Origin of the sequence: Pontibacter aydingkolensis, from assembly GCF_019443125.1 — a bacterium.
GTDB classification, from domain to species: Bacteria; Bacteroidota; Bacteroidia; order Cytophagales; family Hymenobacteraceae; genus Pontibacter; species Pontibacter aydingkolensis.
On record NZ_JAHYXK010000005.1, the window covers coordinates 208,456 to 225,684 of the forward strand.

Sequence of the window (17,229 nt, forward strand, 5' to 3'; positions counted from 1 at the left end):
TGGACATTCAGGTACAGGTACAGGTTGGCGGTAAAGTCTTGTGCGCTGGCTTTTATACTTACAAGGCATTTCGCCAAAAGTATAAACATGGTTTTGCTACGGCACAACATAGCAGACACTGAGACAAAATGTTTTTCATAGTTTTATTTTTAAAAGTGTTATAGAATACTTTAAGACAAAACTATGTGTGATTACGCCACTGAGCAAGCCCCAGATGGCAACATGTAGAACAGGCATTGCAGGTGGATGAACATGAAAAGTATAGGGACAAGTGAAAGGCAAAAAAATACCCGGCATTTATGGCCGGGTATTCATTAGTCTGAATGCTTCTGCTCTTGATATATCTTTTTCGACGATCAAAGGCGGGTCGTCGTCTTTTGCTACAACCAAAGTATAGTTGTTATTTTTATCCTGGTAATAAATAAGCGTAGTCAGGTCCTCGTATCCGATACTAAAGATCTTACGTGGCTCATTTTTATACCTGTATTTATAATTATCTAATTTTATATTCCTCAATAACCTCATAATCCAACACCTTTCTGGTATTTTAACGGTACTAAGGCCACCGAATGTTTCAAATACCAGAGTTATACCATTACTTTCTTGTTATCTTTATAGGAAAGCTCATTTTATAATTACATTCGAAAATTTTTATCTTACAACATATTATTATTAAGACATTTAAGTTGCACAGATACTAGTACTTTACTTTAACGGAACCCGACAAAATTGTGTTTGCTATCTGTACTTACTTGCCACCTGCTTTACAAAAGCTTTACAGTTTGGATAATATGGTAGACCAGCATCATCTTATCCTGCAGCTTAACCCTACCATGATAAAAGAGCGTTACAGAGAGCTGCTGCAAGTAATGCTACAGAGCAATTATCAAATGGGGGCTGCCTTTAACGTTGTAGGTAAATGTGTGGCCCTGTCTGGTTACTGGGTTAGTGCCAAGTTATACAGCGGCAAGTACCTGGAAGTTGATAACTTTGTGGTAGACGAAGCTTACCACAACGCAGGCATAGGCAAGCTGTTATCGGGCTGGATGCAGCGCGAAACCCTGCGGCTAAAATGTGAACCTTCATACTGGATGCTTATATTACGAACAGCACTGCGCAGCGCTTCTATTTCAGGGAGGGTTTTCATATCAAGAGCTACCATTTTTTTAAAAGCATAATTAATGAGCAATAGCGGAAAGTATAGCTGGCTTGTCTGGCTGTTCTATTTTATTGTCTTTGAGGCAGTTGTTTTTATCACTCTGCAATGGCTCCTGTCCGATTTAGGCATGAGCAACCAGTACCAGGCCGAAAACACTGTTGTGCCAAACTGGGTAAAAGCTGTTATATTTATATTACTATACATTCTGAGCCTGTTATTCGTTGTTATGATGATAAGCAGTTTTGTGCCCAATAAACACCGGGGGCAGTTAATGCGTTGGGTATACCTGGCATTGCTCGGAATGGTAGTAATGTTATTCTTTTTATTTTAGTGATGCCAGCACCAGTTGCCGGCATATTATTTATAAGACCAATGAAAAAGCTAATATATCTCATACTCATTTGCCTGACGGCAGGCTTTACGGCAAACGCACAAATAGGGGAGGTAGAAAATATCCGCCAGGGCCGTTACTTTATCAGACACCAGAATGGCCAGATTATCTATGCAAATAAAGTTCAGCTAAAGTCTCCGATATTTAAGCAGAACCATTTTCTGCTCGACGACTCCCTGAAGTATAACCCGGGTACTGTGGCTGCTTACCAGAATGAGGATGGCTATTTTGCGCGGGTAGATTATGGAAACAGTTACGACGATTTTGCCAAGCGCGTACTCGATGGCCCACGCATCGATAAGTTTTATACTTCGCGCACGATGTATGATTATGGCTATGGTTATAACCCCTATGGGTTCGGAGGGCCACGCACCAGCCGCCGCCGCATCAACTTCTTTTCAAAAGACGATGGTCCGCTCTACCTCATGGACTACAATAACCTACGCGAAGCATTGGCAGACAACGCCGCTAGCATGCAAATACTGCAACAGCACCGCCGCAATAAAGTAATTAATACAGGAGTGTCTATAGTGGGCGCCGGCTTGGTGGCTATTGGCTCGCTGTCATCCATACAGAACAACCAAAGCTCCGGATTATCGCCTCTAGTATATGCTGGGGCCGGCATTTTAGGTGCGCAGCTGGTGTTTAACCTCTTTCAGAAAGACAAGCTAACGCAGGCCATGGAAGTGTATAACTACCAGGTACAACAGTAACTAAAAAGTATAAGCCTATAATTGCATACAGCCCCAAAGAGCTTCTGACTTACTATGGAAAACCTTTTGTTATTGCACGGAGCCTTGGGCTCAGCAGCCACTTTATCGGATATTCAGCAGGCGCTACTTGGCAAGTATAATGTTTATACCCTGGACTTTTCCGGGCACGGTGGTTTGGCTATTCCTCAACAACCATATAGTATGGATCTGTTTTCTAAGGATATACTGAAGCTCCTGGATGACCGGGGTATACAGCAAACGCATATCTTCGGATACAGTATGGGTGGCTATGCGGCTTTATACTTTGCATTGCAGTACCCGGAGCGAGTAAACAGCATTTTTACGCTGGCCACAAAATTTGCCTGGTCGCTGGAGGCTGCCGCTAAGGAAAGTAAGATGCTTAACCCGGAAAAGGTAGAGGAGAAGGTGCCACAATTTGCACATACATTATCTAAGCGCCATGCCCCACAGGATTGGAAACAGGTAATGCACAAAACAGCAGAAATGATGCAACACCTTGGGGCAACACCTGCTCTTACTTCTGATAATATGCCTCAGCTACAGATACCTGTATTATTTGGTATCGGCGACAGAGACAATATGGTAACCATAGAGGAAACAATTTGGGCCTATAAGCTGCTGCCAAATGCCAGTCTGCTTGTGCTGCCTGCCACGCGCCACCCACTCGAAACCGTATCTGTAACCAGAATTACCTCAGAAATAGAACAGTTTACCGGCAATAAATCCCTGCATGCTGCCACCATATAGAATAATATGAGTCTCTTACCATTTACCAAAGCTTTAAAACACATTAAACAAGTTTTTATACTTGCCCTACTTATAATAAGTACAAGCTCTTGTGCCAGCTCTTCAGCCAGTTTTGGGCAGCGCGGTTATACTGAAGAGGGCAAAGCATCTTACTATAGCCGTAAGCTACAAGGCCGTAAAATGGCTAACGGAGAGCCATACCGCAGAGGCAAACTTACAGCAGCTCATAAAACACTGCCCTTTGGCACCAAGGTGAAAGTAACCAACCTCCAGAATAACCAAACAGTAAAGGTTAAGATAACCGACAGAGGACCTTATGCTAAAGGCAGGATTGTTGACCTCTCAGAGGCGGCTGCAAAGAAAATCGGATCGGTTAAAGCTGGCGTGGTACCTGTTAAAATGAAGGTAATTAAGCCTGCTGCAAAGTAGTTAGATAACTATATATAAGCTTACTTATATACTAAAGATCGAACAATTGCGTTACTAGTAACAAACACCAACCTCTGCAATATATCCAAATGATTTATTGTTTTTTACAAGATTTACATTTATTTTTGAGCATGATTAAACTGTGGCAACCCGTACGAGAATTTTTGCCTGTAGTAGCTGTTGTACTGCTGTGCTTAATCATCGTGCCGGTAGATCATGCAAATGGTAATAGCAACGGAAGCAACGGAGCTACTACTATTACCCCTCAACAAAATACTACTCCGGCTGTTACAACTGCAGCTTCTTCTGAAACAACTAAAACAGCTAAGCCTAAAGCGAAAGTAACTGCTATCAAACCGCAGAATAAATCTGTTCTGGATACTGATGTTTTGGATAGCCCGATCGGTTATTTCAAAAAAGCCTTTTCTTCGGAAGAGGATGAAGCAGACGCCGCTTCTAATAGCGGAGCTGTTATGATTACAGTTAAAGCGCTTATCGCTACGCTGCTCTCCACTATTATGTAATCATTTTTTATTGGCTCTGTAAAGAGGCTGGTTGATCAACTCTGCTCCTATACTTTTGCTGTACACGTATAGTCTCTTTCTCTGTTAACCTCCCTTATAGGTATCTTCTCTAAAGTATAACAAAGGCACAATACCCCGATTTATACTTATTAGTTTCTGCTAAAAGAAGTCGCCAAGTATGGCTAGTACAAGGCCGAGCAGTGTGGCAATGAGTTTATTGCGGTTAAAGTGATGGTCAGGGCTGGTTTCGAAAAGTATGGTAGTAGAAATATGCAGGAAGTTGCCCGCCACCAGGCCTGTAAGTGCAGTATAGATAAGCCCATCAGGTGCCTCTTGCGACAGAACTGTATTACTGAAAACAATACCCAACGGGGAGCCAAGAGCAAAGATCAACAACCACAGAAACGCCTTCCGGAAATTCTCTAACCGCGACAGTAGCACCGACATCAACGCGAAGGCAGCCGGAATATGGTGTAAGGTAATACCCAGCAACACCAGGTAAAAGTTATCGTTTACGTGGTGGCTGTGATCTGCTGTGCCATACCTGTGCTCTACAAGTATGCTGCCCTCCAGAAACGAGTGTACAAACAGGGAGCCCAGCAAAAGGAACGGCATAGAACCAACACGGCCATGATGATGGTGCATATGCCCATGCTCTACACCATGTGAGAACAATTCAAGAATAAGTTGCAGAAAAAAGCCGGCCAAGATCCAATAGCCTACACCATAGCCGTTGCTATTCATAAGCACATCGGGCAGCAGGTGAATAATTGTAATTGTAAACAGGTAGGCTCCGCTAAAAGCCAGCGCCATCTTTAGCCACTTAGTGTCTGTGGGCGGAAATATCTTTACCAGAAACCCTGAGAAGACTACTGTAAAGAATAAAACAAGTATAGCTATGATCATGCAGGGGTGGTGCTACTTCTTTAAAACAAAGATCATCCGATCGCTTTGCTCACGGTCGTACTTATTTAGCTGGTAATCTCCAAGTATTTCAACTAAGCGCAGGGGCGTCATCTTAAAGTACTCTATAAAGTCTTCTTCCCGTAAAGCCCGCACCCTTTCCTGAAACCGATATTCCTCTCCGTTATCGGTAAAGCTGATCGTTTTTACGATGAAGTCATGCTCCAAACCACGGTGTATTTTAAACTTTATGCCCTGTACCTCTTTTTCTTCGTCCGTAACTAGGTTTGCAATAACCTTATCAGTGTTCATAAAGTCTATCACCAGTTTACCGCCATGCTTCAGGCTTTCTGTTGTGGCGCACAAGGCAACTACATTTTCAGTTTCGTTATCAAAGTATCCAAAACTTGTAAACAGGTTAAGTATAAAATCGAAGCCTTCCGGCTTGTATACCTGGCGCATATCGTGCACATCGAAGTGTAACCGGTCATTTTCGTACTGCCTGGCATAGGCAATACTTTGCTCCGATAGGTCTATGCCCGTTACATCGTAGCCATGCTGGTTTAAGTATAGGGAGTGGCGCCCTTTGCCACAGGCCAGGTCCAGAATCTTCTCGTGCTGTTTTGGGTGGAGGTAAGCCAACAGGTTGTCCATAAACAACTGCGCCTCTTCCAGATCACGGTCCTGATATAAAATATGGTAGTACGGAGAGTCGAACCACGTACTAAACCACTCTACTTCCTGTTGTGCCATTCGTGCGCTAAAAGCAATTGAGTTGCAAATATAAAGTATTCTAAGTAAAACCGGCTATACGTACAAAGGTAAACCCGTTGTTATAGTTGGCCACATAAAAACCCGTATGCCATAAAAAAGCCTGCCGCAGCTAAGTAAAAGCTGCGGCAGGCTTTTAAGAAGTCAAAAATTAGCGCTTATTTGCGCCAGCTTCAGTGTTTGTCAGCGTTGCTTCTTTCACGCTATCACCCTTCTGGATAGTATTACCCCCCATGTCGTGGTTAGGCATTACTTCGTCTTCCTTCACATGAGTCTCGCTATGGTCTCCTGCATGAGCTGTAGCTTCGCCACCTGCGTCGCTAACGTTATAGGTATTGCGCATACCTGGCTCTACTGTGCTGTTAGATACTTTATTGTCTGGTCTCAGGTCTTTTGGCGTGTCACAAGACACCATAAACAAACCACAAACTGCGGCAAATACTGCGATTACGTTCTTATTCATTTTTGTATGATTTTATACTTTATTTATAGTTGCCTTACTTACAAGTAAAGCAGCAATGCATTCTCTATTAATTATTTACGATTGTCCCATCAGCTTAGTTTATGGTACTGTAAATGCTAAGCCGTTAAGTTTTTGCGGCGCAGCAAACTATCCATCAGCTTAATATCATTCTGGCTGTTGAATATTCTGTAAGGCAGGTAAATAAATACCGGCACTTCAAATGTGCGCGCCAGCCAACCTTTCCAGCCTGTTGGCACCTGCGTACCTGTTGGCGGCTTCAGCCAAAGCATATAAGCATCATCACTGCGCTGTACTTTCTTTATCATGTCCCAGGTCATGGTCATGCCTTCGCGCTCATTGCGCTTCATCAGTATCTGGCGGTTGTCAATATCATAGTTAAGCTTCTCGAACAGTACATTACCCTGCTCTATGCGTGTAATACCCATTACCTGCGCCGAACGCACAAGTATAAAAAGTATAGTTATGATTATGGCTACCGCAACCCACCACCACGAAAAGCTGAAAAGGGCAGGCAGCATAAAGATCGTTAGCGGAATTAAGGCGTACCACCATTCTTTTTTCCAGACTTGTGTTACGGCAATGCGCGTAAACAAGTCTTTGTCCATCTGGTACTTTTTTGTTCGGATGGCACCCGGGGCCGGCCCCTGTGGCGCTCTGAAACCTCTTTGGTTTGGTTGCTGCATAAAATAAAAAATAAAACTCTCTGTCCCGTTTACTCTAAGGCCAAGCCTTTCAAAAGTATCAAGGTAAAAATATTTACTGCTTTACCAGCAGTGTTTGTTTGTTATTAATAAGCTTTCAGGCTTATATCCATACTTTTGATCGAGTGCGTAAGCGCACCTACCGAGATAAAATCCACACCGCATTCTGCCACGGCACGAATAGTTTCTTCTGTTATTCCACCTGATGCTTCTGTCTCATACTTGCCTCCAATTAGGGCAACTGCTTCACGCATCATATCAGTACTCATGTTATCGAGCATAATACGATGTATGCCTCCTGTTTCAAGCACTTGCTTTACTTCTTCCAGCGTGCGCGTTTCAACTTCTATCTTAAGGTCTTTTCCTTTTTCTTTAAGGTAGCGGTGTGTTGCTGTAATAGCCTGCTCTATACCACCGGCATAATCAACGTGGTTGTCTTTTAGCATAATCATGTCATACAAACCAAAACGGTGATTATGGCCACCTCCTATTACCACGGCCCATTTCTCCATAATCCGGAAATTAGGGGTGGTTTTACGTGTATCCAATAGTTTGGTGCCAGTACCTTCAATCAGACTGGTTAGGTAATGGGTATAAGTGGCAATGCCGCTCATGCGCTGCATGCAGTTAAGCACTAGTCTTTCTGACGTAAGTATAGATTGAGCCTTGCCTTTTACAGTCAGGCCTATATCGCCATACTTTACAGGTGTACCGTCCCGCAGCAGCACTTCTACCTCCAACTCCGGGTCTACGGCGTTAAAAATGTAACCGGCCAGCTCTACGCCTGCCAGTATGCCTTTGCCTTTAATAAGCAGTCGTGCCTGGTTTTGCGCATCGGCAGGTATCGAGGCTAGCGAAGAGTGGTCTCCGTCGCCAATATCCTCGGCCAGGGCTCGCGAGATAAACTCGTTTATACTTTTTTCGGTCAGGTATGTCGGTTTCACGGCACAAAAATAAAAAAAGGCTCGGAGTTTATACCGAGCCTTGTTAAAAATCTCATTATTATCTGCTTAATCTTTTATAAAGTTCATCGATTGTATCTTCGATTCCTTCATACGAACCAGTACCGTATAGGTGCCATTCTTGGATGTATACGTGCCTATGGCATATTTCTGCCCTTTATCAGAGGCCCCCTGGTGGCTGTAAGAAAAGTCTACAGGAGGGTTTTTGCTAAAGAAGTTTTTCATCACGAACTCAGCTTGCGTGCTGCTGTAACTCGTAGCGTCACCGCTTTCGAGGGTGATTTCTACTACACTGCTAAAGTTACGCGCCAAATCTTTAGACGAACCAACTTTAATAGCTGACTTTACGCCACCCATCACATCGCCTTGCGCCACGGACTGCTCTGCTGTAAAAAACACAGCAGCCAACAACAACGAAAATACTACCGCAATCTGTTTTAAGTTTTTCATAAATTCTGTTTGTGATCTCTCAACCTCATTATAGCTAAAACTATGCCAAGTAAAGGCTCAGGCTAAACAATGCTAAGTTAGCACGAATATCTAAATATATAAAAAAGAAAGCGCACTTGTGCAAGCTATTTAGCTAAACATTAACGCTTATAAGGCAGTAAACGTCACGAGCCCGGCCAAAGCTTCATTTAAAGTTTATACTTATATTTGTGCCATGGATAAAAAGGTATTATTAGTGATTTTGGACGGATGGGGAATTACCACTATCCCAGAGGCTTCTGCCATTTTAAAAGCCCATACACCTTTCTACGATTCTATCCTGGAGAAGTATCCCAATACATACCTGCAGGCATCAGGCGAAGCCGTGGGCTTGCCAGAAGGGCAGATGGGCAACTCAGAGGTAGGGCACATGAACATTGGAGCTGGTCGTGTGGTGTACCAGGATCTGGTGCGCATTAACAAGACGATAGCAGAACGCAAACTGAGCAGCATGCCTGTACTTGCCAATGCCTTTGCCTTCGCAAAAGAAAATAAGAAACCTGTCCACCTGATCGGCCTTTTATCAGACGGTGGCGTGCACTCCCATATAAATCACCTGAAGGCCCTTTGCACCACAGCATTTGACTATGAGTTGAAAGAGGTTTACATACACGCTTTTACAGATGGCCGTGACACAGACCCGAAGGGGGGCGTAAAGTATATTAACGAACTGGAAGAGCACCTGGAAAACACAACCGGAACGATTGCCTCTATAGTTGGCCGTTACTACGCTATGGACCGCGATAACCGCTGGGAGCGCGTAAAGCTGGCTTATGACGTAATGGTGAAAGGGGAGGGCAAGCCATCACAGAACCTGATACAGTCGGTGCTGGAGTCATATAAAGACGGGGTGACCGATGAGTTTATAAAGCCTATTGTTAAGGTAAACAATGAGCAGCAGCCAATTGCCACCATACAGGAAGGCGATGTAGTGATCTGCTTTAACTTCAGGACAGACCGTGGCCGTGAAATTACGCAGGCTTTAACGCAGCGCGACTTTCCGGAGTACGATATGCACAAGCTTAACCTGCGCTACATTACCATGACCAACTACGACGATACGTTTGTGGGCGTAGAGGCCATTTTTGACAAAGACAACCTGAACAACACATTAGGTGAAGTAATAGCCAAGGCCGGCAGAAAGCAGATCCGCATTGCAGAAACGGAGAAGTACCCGCATGTTACATTTTTCTTCTCGGGTGGACGCGAAACGCAGTTTGAAGGAGAGAAACGCTTGCTGTGCCCGTCTCCAAAAGTAGCCACTTACGACCTTCAGCCCGAAATGAGCGCATTTGAGATTCGTGACGCCATCGTGCCTGAACTAGAGCAAAGATCTGCTGACTTTATCTGCCTTAACTTTGCAAACCCGGATATGGTAGGCCATACTGGTGTATTCGAGGCAGCTGTAAAAGCCTGCGAAGTGGTAGACCAGTGTAATGAGAAAGTAATTACAACTGCTCTGGCAAATGGTTACGACATCATCGTGATTGCAGACCATGGCAACGCCGACATGATGATAAACCCAGACGGTACGCCAAATACGGCCCATACTACCAACCTGGTGCCTTGCATACTTGTAAGCAACGATTTTAAAGGCACGCTGCATCCAGGCAAACTCGGCGATCTGGCGCCAACTATATTACAGCTAATGGGTATAGAAAAGCCTGTAGAGATGGCTGGCGAAACATTGATAGACTAACTCAAAGCGATGGCAAAGTATAGCATAGGTTTAATTCTGGGGTTGCTGCTGGCACTTACCGCCTGCGAACCGCCAGCACCAGTTGATACTAGTGCGGCTGGCGACTATAACCTGACGCTATACCTGCAGGAGCAAAAGGCGCATATGCAGGCTAAAAAGCCAATGGTGCTCAAGTCTGTTACCACTGGCGACAAACCCGTTGAAACCGTTGAGACAGACGAAATAGACTGGGAAGATGAGTTAGCTGTTTTTGAGCAGCTTGACCTGCGCAGGCCGGCCCTGGAGGATTACTACATGAAACAGGAAACTGTTTTAGAAAATGGCGACATAGCTGTAGAATATAAAAAGAAAGAAGAAAGCGAACCGCTGGTGCACTATCTGTACTTAACACTAACTCCTACCCGCCAACTAAAAGAGCTAAACGCCACGCTTCAGGATAAGAACCCGCTGTTTTATTCACGCCGCCATGTAACGCTGCAAACAGAACCTGAAACGGGCAATGTATCCAGCTATCGTATTACAGGCGTTCAAAAGCTTATCTTCAGCGATTCGCTGCATTTTAAGGTAGATGCCAACCTCTAGTAACCTTCGTATAATCTTAGTATATTAGTAGGCCTAAGTCCCTAGTTATCCGGCACTTGCTTATTTATACTTTACTCGCTGCAATTACATGCGCATATTTATACTTTTTGCTTTTCTTGTTTTATACTTTGCTTTACCTGGCGCTGCACAAGTGGCTCAACTGCAACGCAATTGCGGCACAGAAGCTTATATTCAAACGCTAAAGCAACAGAACCCCGCTTTTGAGCAACTACAGCAGCAAGCAGAGCAGGCGGTGCAGCAGGCATTACAGCAGCAACAGCAAAACGGTCAATACCTGCGGCAGGCTACCATTACTATTCCGGTAGTGTTTCATGTACTGTACAACAATACAACCCAAAATGTATCTGACGAGCAGCTTATCTCCCAACTCAACATCCTGAATGCTGACTTTAGAAGGTTGAATGCTGATGCTGCCAATACACCCTCTTACTTCCAGCCATTTGCAGCTGATACTGAAATAGAGTTCTGCCTGGCAACCATTAACCCATCCGGCGAGCCCACCACAGGCATTACCCGCACCTCCACCACCCTCGAATCGTTTAATTATATTACCGACGATGTAAAATATAGCAGCAAAGGTGGCAAAGATGCCTGGGATAGAAATCTGTACCTTAACATTTGGATCTGTAAGATTGACGATAACATTATTGGCTATGCCACGCCTCCCGGTGCACCCGCTTCTGCCGATGGTGTGGTTTTAGATTATACTACAGTAGGCGCACCTCCTTTTAATCGGTTTAACTCTCAGTTTAACCTGGGCCGTACTGCCACGCACGAAGTGGGACATTGGCTGGGCTTACGCCACATCTGGGGCAGCGGCTCTACCTGTAACGACAGCGACAATATACCTGATACGCCAAACCAATACGGAGAAAACTCTGGCTGCCCAGCCGGGATAAGAATTTCCTGCGACGATGCTCCTTACGGTGATATGTACCAAAACTACATGGATTACACCGATGACGCCTGTATGAACCTCTTTACCAGAGGCCAGGCCGCTTACATGCAAGCTGTATTAGGCACTTCAAGGGTTTCCATATTCAGCTCTCCTGTATGTACAGGCACGCTTCGCGCCGATTTTAAAACAGCCGCGGCTCACGACACCCTTGTTGCTGCCGGACGAACAGTAAAATTCTCTGATGCCTCTGTAGGGATCAAGCCTGCGTCATATTTCTGGGAGTTTGAAGGTGGTGTGCCGGCTACATCAACAGAACAGAATCCAACAGTATTGTATCCGCAGCCGGGCAAATTCGATGTGAAGCTTACCATCGTTAACGGCGTATTTACAAGCACCGAGGTAAAAGAGGATTACATACATGTTACCGTTGACGACCTTATCGTATACCCTAACCCAGCTACAGATTACTTAACCATAGAGCAACCGGCCAACATACTTATACGCCAGGTAGAGATGGTGAGCCATGTAGGCAAAACAGTGCTTACGGCAGAGGCTCGCAACAGAGTGTTGCGTCTGGATGTGCGTAATGTGCCTGCCGGTATATATTTCCTGCGCATAACCAGCACCAACGGCACTGCCATTAAAAAAGTAAGTGTGGTGCGATAAGCTTGATAGTTAATGGTTGATAGTTGTTAGTTACTGGAGAAAGATATTCCAAGTATGGCTTTAAACCGGCCAGAATCAATGCCTAATTCCCGAGTTCACGTTACTCTAATAACTAATAACCAGTAACCAACAACCACTGCTTATTCCCCCTGCAGTGTTACTACGATAGTGCGTTTGGAAGCGTGGTTGCGGTGTTCGCAGAGATAAATGCCCTGCCAGGTGCCCAGGTTAAACTCTCCTTTAGAGATGGGCACTGATACAGACGAGCCAAGTATAGCCGCTTTTAAATGGGCCGGCATATCGTCAGATCCTTCTAATGTATGGCGGTAGTATGACTGGTTTTCAGGCACCATGTGGTTAAAGTGGCTCTCGAAATCCTGTCGCACGGTTGGGTCTGCATCTTCGTTAATAGTTAAGCTGGCAGAAGTATGCTTGATAAAAATATGTGCCAGCCCTATGTTAATAGTTTCCAGCTCCGGCAGCTGCGCCACAATCAGGTCGGTAATTAGATGGAAGCCGCGTTTAACAGCAGGTAATCTTATCTCTTTCTGAAACCACATAGTATTACAGTGAGTGAGTGAATAGTTATTCGTTGATCGTTTCAAAAGTATAGATCATTGACTAAAATACCGCTTGCTTATAAAGTATAAAATCATTCACTCATCCACAAACTCACTCATTCAAAATTTAGTCAATAAGCCTCTCGAACGCGCCAGCGTCCGGTGAAGTTATACTACGGGTTTTTCCTTTGAGATCGGTAAGTATGGCCGGCAGAAATTTAGCGGCACTAGAGGCCGGAGATAGCGTATCGAGTTCAAAGTTTGCTTTGGCAGGAGCTTTAAACTTAGGCTCTTTGTTTAGAACGTTGCTATTGTTATCAAGATGCGGTTTGTATACTTCTGTGCGCAGCAGGTTATTACTGATATCAGGACCGGGGGCTAAGGGCGTTATCAGCACTTCATCCACTGCGTTGTAGCTATCAGAATATATAATAGAATTTACCAGCTTTAGCGAGGTCGGCTGGTTTTTGATCTCGGTGCCGGGTATGAAATCAGCCACTACAAAAAGTGGTGTTTCGCGGAGCAGCGGGTTACTGTAGCTCACAATAGTAGAATACAGCACCTCATAATTACCTCCTCCAAGTCCGCCAAAGCCATACTGTCCACAGTTATGTATCAGCGTGTTGATGATCTTCACATCAGAAGTAAATGCCACAATACCATCTAAAAAAGCATACTGTATGGCGCACCCTTCCACCAAAGTTCCTGCTTTTCCGGGGTTACCGATGCGCAAGCCATACAGCGTATTTTTGATGTCAGTATACTTTAGGCTGTTGTTGGCGCTCTTGGTAAGTATGCGTATGCCTTCCCATTGCCCAGGTGCTGTTAAATACTCTGCTTCTCGCCTGTAACCGCCAAATACTATACGTTCTTCTGGTGTGCCCTCTGCTAGCAGTTGCCCGTTTATAAGCAGTACCGACTTGTTGCTGCCGTATACTTTGGTGCCTTTATCGATGGTTAAGGTAGCGCCTTCCTGCACCAGCACCGTATCGAGCAGCACATGGGGTTTATCGTTACTCCAGGTGGTAGTTCCCGTAATTTCTTTTCTGTGGAAGTAGGCATTTTGCCCGTAGGCTACCAGCTTCACATTTTGCGCTTTCCCGTTTGTCCTGAAAAGTATAGAATCGGCTACCAGAAAGGGCAGGTTGGCATCTGAGGGGTTGATATTAACTTTTACTAGTACATAAATGCTGTCACCGCCACGCAGCTCCAGGTTGTTTACAAGTGGGCTCTGCACACCGTTTACTGTAAGTTGGTACGCTGATGCGCCAGCTCCTGCCAAAGCGATCTCGCTTATTTTTACAGCTTTTTTATTCCGGTTGTATACTTTAAGGCGCTTGGTTATACTTCCTCTGCTTACAAATACAGTATCAAACAAAACGGTATCGCCTGAGAACTCCAGTACAGCATTTGGGTCTGTGGTAATGATCTCGTCTTTTGGCTCACAACTGATAAGCGAGAGCAAAAACAACAGGGGAAGTATGGCAAGCAGGTATTTCAAACTTGGTTATTCGTTGTTAGTTAATGGTTATTCGGAAGTATAAATGGTTGAATGACGAAATTGTCGTACTGCTTCTAATCTGAACGGTTTTTACAGAACTGATATTTTGAGGCTTCTTCTCTAAAAGCCTCAAAATTATACTTTAAAACTAAACTTAGGGTATAGCTATCAACAATTAAGCAATTTAACCATTAAGCTTAAATAAAAAAGGAATGCAGCGCGGCAAAAGCTTTACTACATTCCTTTGTATATCAGTTGCTGATGTATTATTCTGCTGTGGCGCCTTCTTTCAGTCGCTCAGCGTTTTCAGCTATACGCAGTTCTTCAACAAAGTCGTCTATACCGCCTTCCATAACGTTAGGCAGGTTGTATACTGTATAACCAATACGGTGATCGGTTACACGGCCCTGTGGATAGTTGTACGTGCGGATCTTATCGGAACGATCGCCGCCGCCTACCATTGATTTACGCTGGGCACCTTCGGCCTCTAGTTTCTTGGCAAGCTCCTGCTCGTAAATACGAGAGCGAAGTACTGCCAATGCCTTATCAAAGTTCTTTAGCTGTGATTTCTGGTCCTGGCACTGCGCCACTAAGCCTGTTGGCAAGTGTGTTAAACGCACAGCCGAGTACGTCGTGTTAACCGACTGACCACCCGGGCCCGAAGAACAGAAAAGGTCTTTGCGGATATCGTTCATGTCGAGTTCAATATCAAACTCCTCTACCTCTGGCAACACTACCACCGAAGCTACCGAAGTATGAATGCGGCCCTGTGTTTCAGTGGCTGGTACACGCTGCACACGGTGCACACCCGACTCAAACTTAAGCTTGCCATACACATCCTCGCCAGACATGCCCACGATAATTTCTTTGTAACCGCCTGAAGTACCTTCTGTGGCATCGATCAGTTCGGTGCGCCAGCCCATTTTTTCAGCAAAGCGGGTATACATACGGTAAAGATCTCCGGCAAATATAGAGGCCTCATCGCCACCTGCACCTGCACGTATCTCCATAATGATGTCCTTGCTGTCGTTAGGGTCTTTTGGGATAAGCAGTTCTTTCAAAAGCTCTTCCATTTGCTCGCGCTGCGGGAGTAACTCATCCAGTTCCTCTTTTGCCATCTCACGGAAGTCCTCATCTTTCTCAGTGGCAATTACCTGCTTGGCATTGTCGATGTTACTCAGGATATTCAGGAACTTCTTATATTCAACTACAATCTTGTCAAGGTCTTTATACTCTTTGTTCAGCGACTTGAACTTCTTCATGTCGCTGGCCACATCAGGCTGGATAAGCAATTGGCTTACCTCCTCAAATCGCTGATTAATGGCTTCTAACTTATCTAACATGGGTCTTGTGTGGTTATAGGCTGCAAAGATACTAAATTGGCGTCTAGATTATATAATCCATTTTGCGATCGGGCAATAATTCTGCAGTCGTAATTATTTCTATGCTATAACTTTAAAGTATGTAGTATAGTTTCCGACACGTTACAGATTTAATAGCATTACGCACGTGCACATTATAAGTAAAAGCTATAAGGGGATAAATTAAATCCATAAAGTCTATTACAGTATTTCCAACTGAAACTTTTACTTTTGGCACTAGTAAACCATAACATCAATAGAATTAAGTTTTACATACCTAAATACAAAACTATGGCCGTTATACTTGCATCAGACAGCGATTTTCAGGAAGTCTTAAACTCAAACCAAAAGGTAGTAGTAAAATACTACGCTGATTGGTGTGGCAGCTGCCGTTTGTTTTCGCCTAAGTTTAAGCGCATGTCTGATGATGAGAACTTTGCCAACGTGGCATTTGTAGATGTAAACGCAGAAACAAGCCCGGAAGCACGCAAGCTGGCTAATGTTACTAACCTGCCTACTTTTGCCATTTTTAAAAACGGCCAGTTTGTAGACTCAGTGGCAGCCAGCAAAGAAGAAGCTGTACTTGAACTTATCCATAGACTAGACGCCTAACTTACCAACATGAAAATACCTGCAATTAAAAAGCTTGTTGAAACCTACAATTTAGAAGAACTAGGAGCTGCCGAAAATGCTCTGATGGAAGAGCAACCATTGACAATAGAGGTAGAAGGAGATGATGAAGGCGAGCAGCTTACCCATGTATATGCCGCCATCTGGATTATAAGCCACATGAACGCAAACAACGTTGACTTTAAGACCGCACTGCGCGAATACACCAAAAAAGTTCGGGTTTCTATAAACTAATTCATTCTAAGTATAAAACAGCAATGGCGCAGTCTGCAGACTGCGCCATTGCTGTTTTATACTTATATGCTGTTTCTTGAGAAAAACTCTTCGGCCTGCTTTCCTCCAGCCTCTGTACAAATGCCACGCACATAGTATAGGTAAATGCTCCGGAACACTTCAGCAAGGTTATACTTTTCCGGCGGAAACACCGCCGGGTTGATCATCATAAAGAATTGCTCCAGTATGATCTTTGTAACCAGTTGTAGGTTCAGGTCTTTCCGGAAGTAGCCTCCCAGCACACCCCGGTTTAATATCTCAGCGTTTACCTGCTGGTTGTCTGTAGTTACATACTCTATGGTTTCCTGCCAGGCTTCCGGAAACTTCTGCAGATCGGCTATAAACACTGGGTTTATCTGATTCATTTTATTAATACCATTCACCAGCAACAGCATGATTTCCTCAACTGGGTTGGTAGCCTTTGCAAGCAGTTCTGCTTTTTCGCGTTTTTGCTGCTCAATGTCAAACCGGGTCACCTGCAACACCATGTTTTCTTTACTCGAGAACAGTTCGTGAAAGGTAGAGGCCCTAATGTCCAGCTTACGGATTATATCAGCTTCTGAGTTGGTTTCTATGCCTTCTCTTTTAAATATCTGGAGTATCTCATCCAGAATCGTTTCCAGAAACGTCATTTTAGTAATAGTAATTTTTATTTAAAGCAGCTGATAAAGAGTAAAGGGCTATACTTGCCACATAATTAGCTACGCAAGTTAGCGCATTTGGTAACAACAAACCAGCATGTTC

At 44.3% G+C, this 17,229-nt stretch carries 22 protein-coding genes; 11 read left to right on the forward strand and 11 right to left on the reverse strand.

Features of this window, described 5'->3' with window-relative positions; genetic code table 11:
• Positions 1-297: 297 nt before the first annotated feature.
• Positions 298-525, reverse strand: coding sequence for a hypothetical protein (locus K0O23_RS08490; RefSeq protein ID WP_219876984.1), 228 nt, complete (start codon positions 523-525; stop codon positions 298-300).
• 257 nt (positions 526-782) lie between these two features.
• Here K0O23_RS08490 and K0O23_RS08495 point away from each other — a divergent pair, with 257 nt between their 5' ends.
• The 6 genes from K0O23_RS08495 (at position 783) to K0O23_RS08520 (ending at position 3,984) form a co-directional block, all read left to right on the forward strand.
• Positions 783-1,178 (forward strand): hypothetical protein, encoded by a 396-nt coding sequence (locus tag K0O23_RS08495; protein ID WP_219876985.1) that lies wholly within the window; start codon positions 783-785, stop codon positions 1,176-1,178.
• A 3-nt stretch (positions 1,179-1,181) separates the two neighbouring features.
• Complete coding sequence (locus tag K0O23_RS08500; protein ID WP_219876986.1) at positions 1,182-1,490, forward strand: hypothetical protein; 309 nt, start codon at positions 1,182-1,184, stop codon at positions 1,488-1,490.
• Between the two features lie 41 nt (positions 1,491-1,531).
• The gene (locus K0O23_RS08505; RefSeq protein WP_219876987.1) at positions 1,532-2,263 is read left to right on the forward strand and encodes a hypothetical protein; all 732 of its coding nucleotides are present in this window, start codon (positions 1,532-1,534) and stop codon (positions 2,261-2,263) included.
• Positions 2,264-2,317: 54 nt separating this feature from the next.
• The gene (locus K0O23_RS08510; RefSeq protein WP_219876988.1) at positions 2,318-3,031 is read left to right on the forward strand and encodes an alpha/beta fold hydrolase; all 714 of its coding nucleotides are present in this window, start codon (positions 2,318-2,320) and stop codon (positions 3,029-3,031) included.
• Positions 3,032-3,037: 6 nt separating this feature from the next.
• Positions 3,038-3,460 (forward strand): septal ring lytic transglycosylase RlpA family protein, encoded by a 423-nt coding sequence (locus K0O23_RS08515; protein ID WP_219876989.1) that lies wholly within the window; start codon positions 3,038-3,040, stop codon positions 3,458-3,460.
• Positions 3,461-3,591: 131 nt separating this feature from the next.
• Complete coding sequence (locus K0O23_RS08520; protein ID WP_219876990.1) at positions 3,592-3,984, forward strand: hypothetical protein; 393 nt, start codon at positions 3,592-3,594, stop codon at positions 3,982-3,984.
• 159 nt (positions 3,985-4,143) lie between these two features.
• On the opposite strand, the gene K0O23_RS08525 is transcribed toward K0O23_RS08520, so the two are convergent.
• From K0O23_RS08525 to K0O23_RS08550, 6 genes are all read right to left on the reverse strand, one after another.
• Complete coding sequence (locus K0O23_RS08525; protein WP_219876991.1) at positions 4,144-4,890, reverse strand: ZIP family metal transporter; 747 nt, start codon at positions 4,888-4,890, stop codon at positions 4,144-4,146.
• A 12-nt stretch (positions 4,891-4,902) separates the two neighbouring features.
• A complete protein-coding gene (locus tag K0O23_RS08530) occupies positions 4,903-5,640 on the reverse strand; it encodes an SAM-dependent methyltransferase (protein ID WP_219876992.1) in 738 nt (245 codons plus the stop codon).
• 169 nt (positions 5,641-5,809) lie between these two features.
• A complete protein-coding gene (locus K0O23_RS08535; RefSeq protein ID WP_219876993.1) occupies positions 5,810-6,121 on the reverse strand; it encodes a hypothetical protein in 312 nt (103 codons plus the stop codon).
• A 116-nt stretch (positions 6,122-6,237) separates the two neighbouring features.
• Positions 6,238-6,825: a hypothetical protein gene (locus K0O23_RS08540; protein ID WP_219876994.1), complete on the reverse strand. Its 588-nt coding sequence runs from the start codon at positions 6,823-6,825 to the stop codon at positions 6,238-6,240.
• A gap of 104 nt (positions 6,826-6,929) precedes the next feature.
• A complete protein-coding gene (gene nadC / locus K0O23_RS08545; protein ID WP_219876995.1) occupies positions 6,930-7,787 on the reverse strand; it encodes a carboxylating nicotinate-nucleotide diphosphorylase in 858 nt (285 codons plus the stop codon).
• Positions 7,788-7,853: 66 nt separating this feature from the next.
• Complete coding sequence (locus K0O23_RS08550; RefSeq protein ID WP_219876996.1) at positions 7,854-8,255, reverse strand: DUF4783 domain-containing protein; 402 nt, start codon at positions 8,253-8,255, stop codon at positions 7,854-7,856.
• A gap of 214 nt (positions 8,256-8,469) precedes the next feature.
• Here K0O23_RS08550 and gpmI point away from each other — a divergent pair, with 214 nt between their 5' ends.
• From gpmI to K0O23_RS08565, 3 genes are all read left to right on the forward strand, one after another.
• The gene (gene gpmI / locus K0O23_RS08555) at positions 8,470-9,993 is read left to right on the forward strand and encodes a 2,3-bisphosphoglycerate-independent phosphoglycerate mutase (protein WP_219876997.1); all 1,524 of its coding nucleotides are present in this window, start codon (positions 8,470-8,472) and stop codon (positions 9,991-9,993) included.
• A gap of 9 nt (positions 9,994-10,002) precedes the next feature.
• Positions 10,003-10,575, forward strand: coding sequence for a hypothetical protein (locus tag K0O23_RS08560; protein WP_219876998.1), 573 nt, complete (start codon positions 10,003-10,005; stop codon positions 10,573-10,575).
• Positions 10,576-10,663: 88 nt separating this feature from the next.
• Positions 10,664-12,160: a M43 family zinc metalloprotease gene (locus K0O23_RS08565; protein ID WP_219876999.1), complete on the forward strand. Its 1,497-nt coding sequence runs from the start codon at positions 10,664-10,666 to the stop codon at positions 12,158-12,160.
• Between the two features lie 140 nt (positions 12,161-12,300).
• Here the strand turns inward: K0O23_RS08565 and K0O23_RS08570 are convergent, their stop codons facing one another.
• The 3 genes from K0O23_RS08570 to prfA form a co-directional block, all read right to left on the reverse strand.
• Positions 12,301-12,720, reverse strand: coding sequence for a secondary thiamine-phosphate synthase enzyme YjbQ (locus K0O23_RS08570; protein WP_219877000.1), 420 nt, complete (start codon positions 12,718-12,720; stop codon positions 12,301-12,303).
• Positions 12,721-12,847: 127 nt separating this feature from the next.
• Positions 12,848-14,221, reverse strand: a complete 1,374-nt coding sequence (locus K0O23_RS08575; protein WP_219877001.1) for a hypothetical protein — start codon at positions 14,219-14,221, stop codon at positions 12,848-12,850.
• A 266-nt stretch (positions 14,222-14,487) separates the two neighbouring features.
• A complete protein-coding gene (gene prfA, locus K0O23_RS08580) occupies positions 14,488-15,564 on the reverse strand; it encodes a peptide chain release factor 1 (RefSeq protein WP_219877002.1) in 1,077 nt (358 codons plus the stop codon).
• A 309-nt stretch (positions 15,565-15,873) separates the two neighbouring features.
• Between prfA and K0O23_RS08585 the strand changes: the two genes are divergently transcribed.
• Positions 15,874-16,194, forward strand: coding sequence for a thioredoxin family protein (locus K0O23_RS08585; protein WP_219877003.1), 321 nt, complete (start codon positions 15,874-15,876; stop codon positions 16,192-16,194).
• 9 nt (positions 16,195-16,203) lie between these two features.
• Positions 16,204-16,446 carry a DUF6952 family protein gene (locus K0O23_RS08590; protein ID WP_219877004.1) on the forward strand — a complete coding sequence of 81 codons (243 nt, stop codon included), beginning with the start codon at positions 16,204-16,206 and terminating at the stop codon, positions 16,444-16,446.
• A 62-nt stretch (positions 16,447-16,508) separates the two neighbouring features.
• Here K0O23_RS08590 and K0O23_RS08595 read toward each other — a convergent pair whose 3' ends face one another.
• A complete protein-coding gene (locus K0O23_RS08595; protein WP_219877005.1) occupies positions 16,509-17,117 on the reverse strand; it encodes a TetR/AcrR family transcriptional regulator in 609 nt (202 codons plus the stop codon).
• Between the last annotated feature and the right edge of the window lie 112 nt (positions 17,118-17,229).

Excerpts from the sequence above, each read along its gene's own strand:
- K0O23_RS08535 (WP_219876993.1), bottom strand. The coding sequence starts at position 6,121 with ATGAATAAGAACGTAATCGCAGTATTTGCCGCAGTTTGTGGTTTGTTT.
- K0O23_RS08570 (WP_219877000.1), bottom strand. The coding sequence starts at position 12,720 with ATGTGGTTTCAGAAAGAGATAAGATTACCTGCTGTTAAACGCGGCTTC.
- K0O23_RS08525 (WP_219876991.1), bottom strand. The coding sequence starts at position 4,890 with ATGATCATAGCTATACTTGTTTTATTCTTTACAGTAGTCTTCTCAGGG.
- K0O23_RS08505 (WP_219876987.1), top strand. The coding sequence starts at position 1,532 with ATGAAAAAGCTAATATATCTCATACTCATTTGCCTGACGGCAGGCTTT.
- gpmI (WP_219876997.1), top strand. The coding sequence starts at position 8,470 with ATGGATAAAAAGGTATTATTAGTGATTTTGGACGGATGGGGAATTACC.
- K0O23_RS08500 (WP_219876986.1), top strand. The coding sequence starts at position 1,182 with ATGAGCAATAGCGGAAAGTATAGCTGGCTTGTCTGGCTGTTCTATTTT.
- K0O23_RS08540 (WP_219876994.1), bottom strand. The coding sequence starts at position 6,825 with ATGCAGCAACCAAACCAAAGAGGTTTCAGAGCGCCACAGGGGCCGGCC.
- K0O23_RS08550 (WP_219876996.1), bottom strand. The coding sequence starts at position 8,255 with ATGAAAAACTTAAAACAGATTGCGGTAGTATTTTCGTTGTTGTTGGCT.
- K0O23_RS08590 (WP_219877004.1), top strand. The coding sequence starts at position 16,204 with ATGAAAATACCTGCAATTAAAAAGCTTGTTGAAACCTACAATTTAGAA.
- K0O23_RS08515 (WP_219876989.1), top strand. The coding sequence starts at position 3,038 with ATGAGTCTCTTACCATTTACCAAAGCTTTAAAACACATTAAACAAGTT.
- K0O23_RS08490 (WP_219876984.1), bottom strand. The coding sequence starts at position 525 with ATGAGGTTATTGAGGAATATAAAATTAGATAATTATAAATACAGGTAT.
- K0O23_RS08560 (WP_219876998.1), top strand. The coding sequence starts at position 10,003 with ATGGCAAAGTATAGCATAGGTTTAATTCTGGGGTTGCTGCTGGCACTT.
- K0O23_RS08520 (WP_219876990.1), top strand. The coding sequence starts at position 3,592 with ATGATTAAACTGTGGCAACCCGTACGAGAATTTTTGCCTGTAGTAGCT.
- K0O23_RS08595 (WP_219877005.1), bottom strand. The coding sequence starts at position 17,117 with ATGACGTTTCTGGAAACGATTCTGGATGAGATACTCCAGATATTTAAA.
- K0O23_RS08585 (WP_219877003.1), top strand. The coding sequence starts at position 15,874 with ATGGCCGTTATACTTGCATCAGACAGCGATTTTCAGGAAGTCTTAAAC.
- K0O23_RS08565 (WP_219876999.1), top strand. The coding sequence starts at position 10,664 with ATGCGCATATTTATACTTTTTGCTTTTCTTGTTTTATACTTTGCTTTA.
- K0O23_RS08510 (WP_219876988.1), top strand. The coding sequence starts at position 2,318 with ATGGAAAACCTTTTGTTATTGCACGGAGCCTTGGGCTCAGCAGCCACT.
- K0O23_RS08530 (WP_219876992.1), bottom strand. The coding sequence starts at position 5,640 with ATGGCACAACAGGAAGTAGAGTGGTTTAGTACGTGGTTCGACTCTCCG.
- prfA (WP_219877002.1), bottom strand. The coding sequence starts at position 15,564 with ATGTTAGATAAGTTAGAAGCCATTAATCAGCGATTTGAGGAGGTAAGC.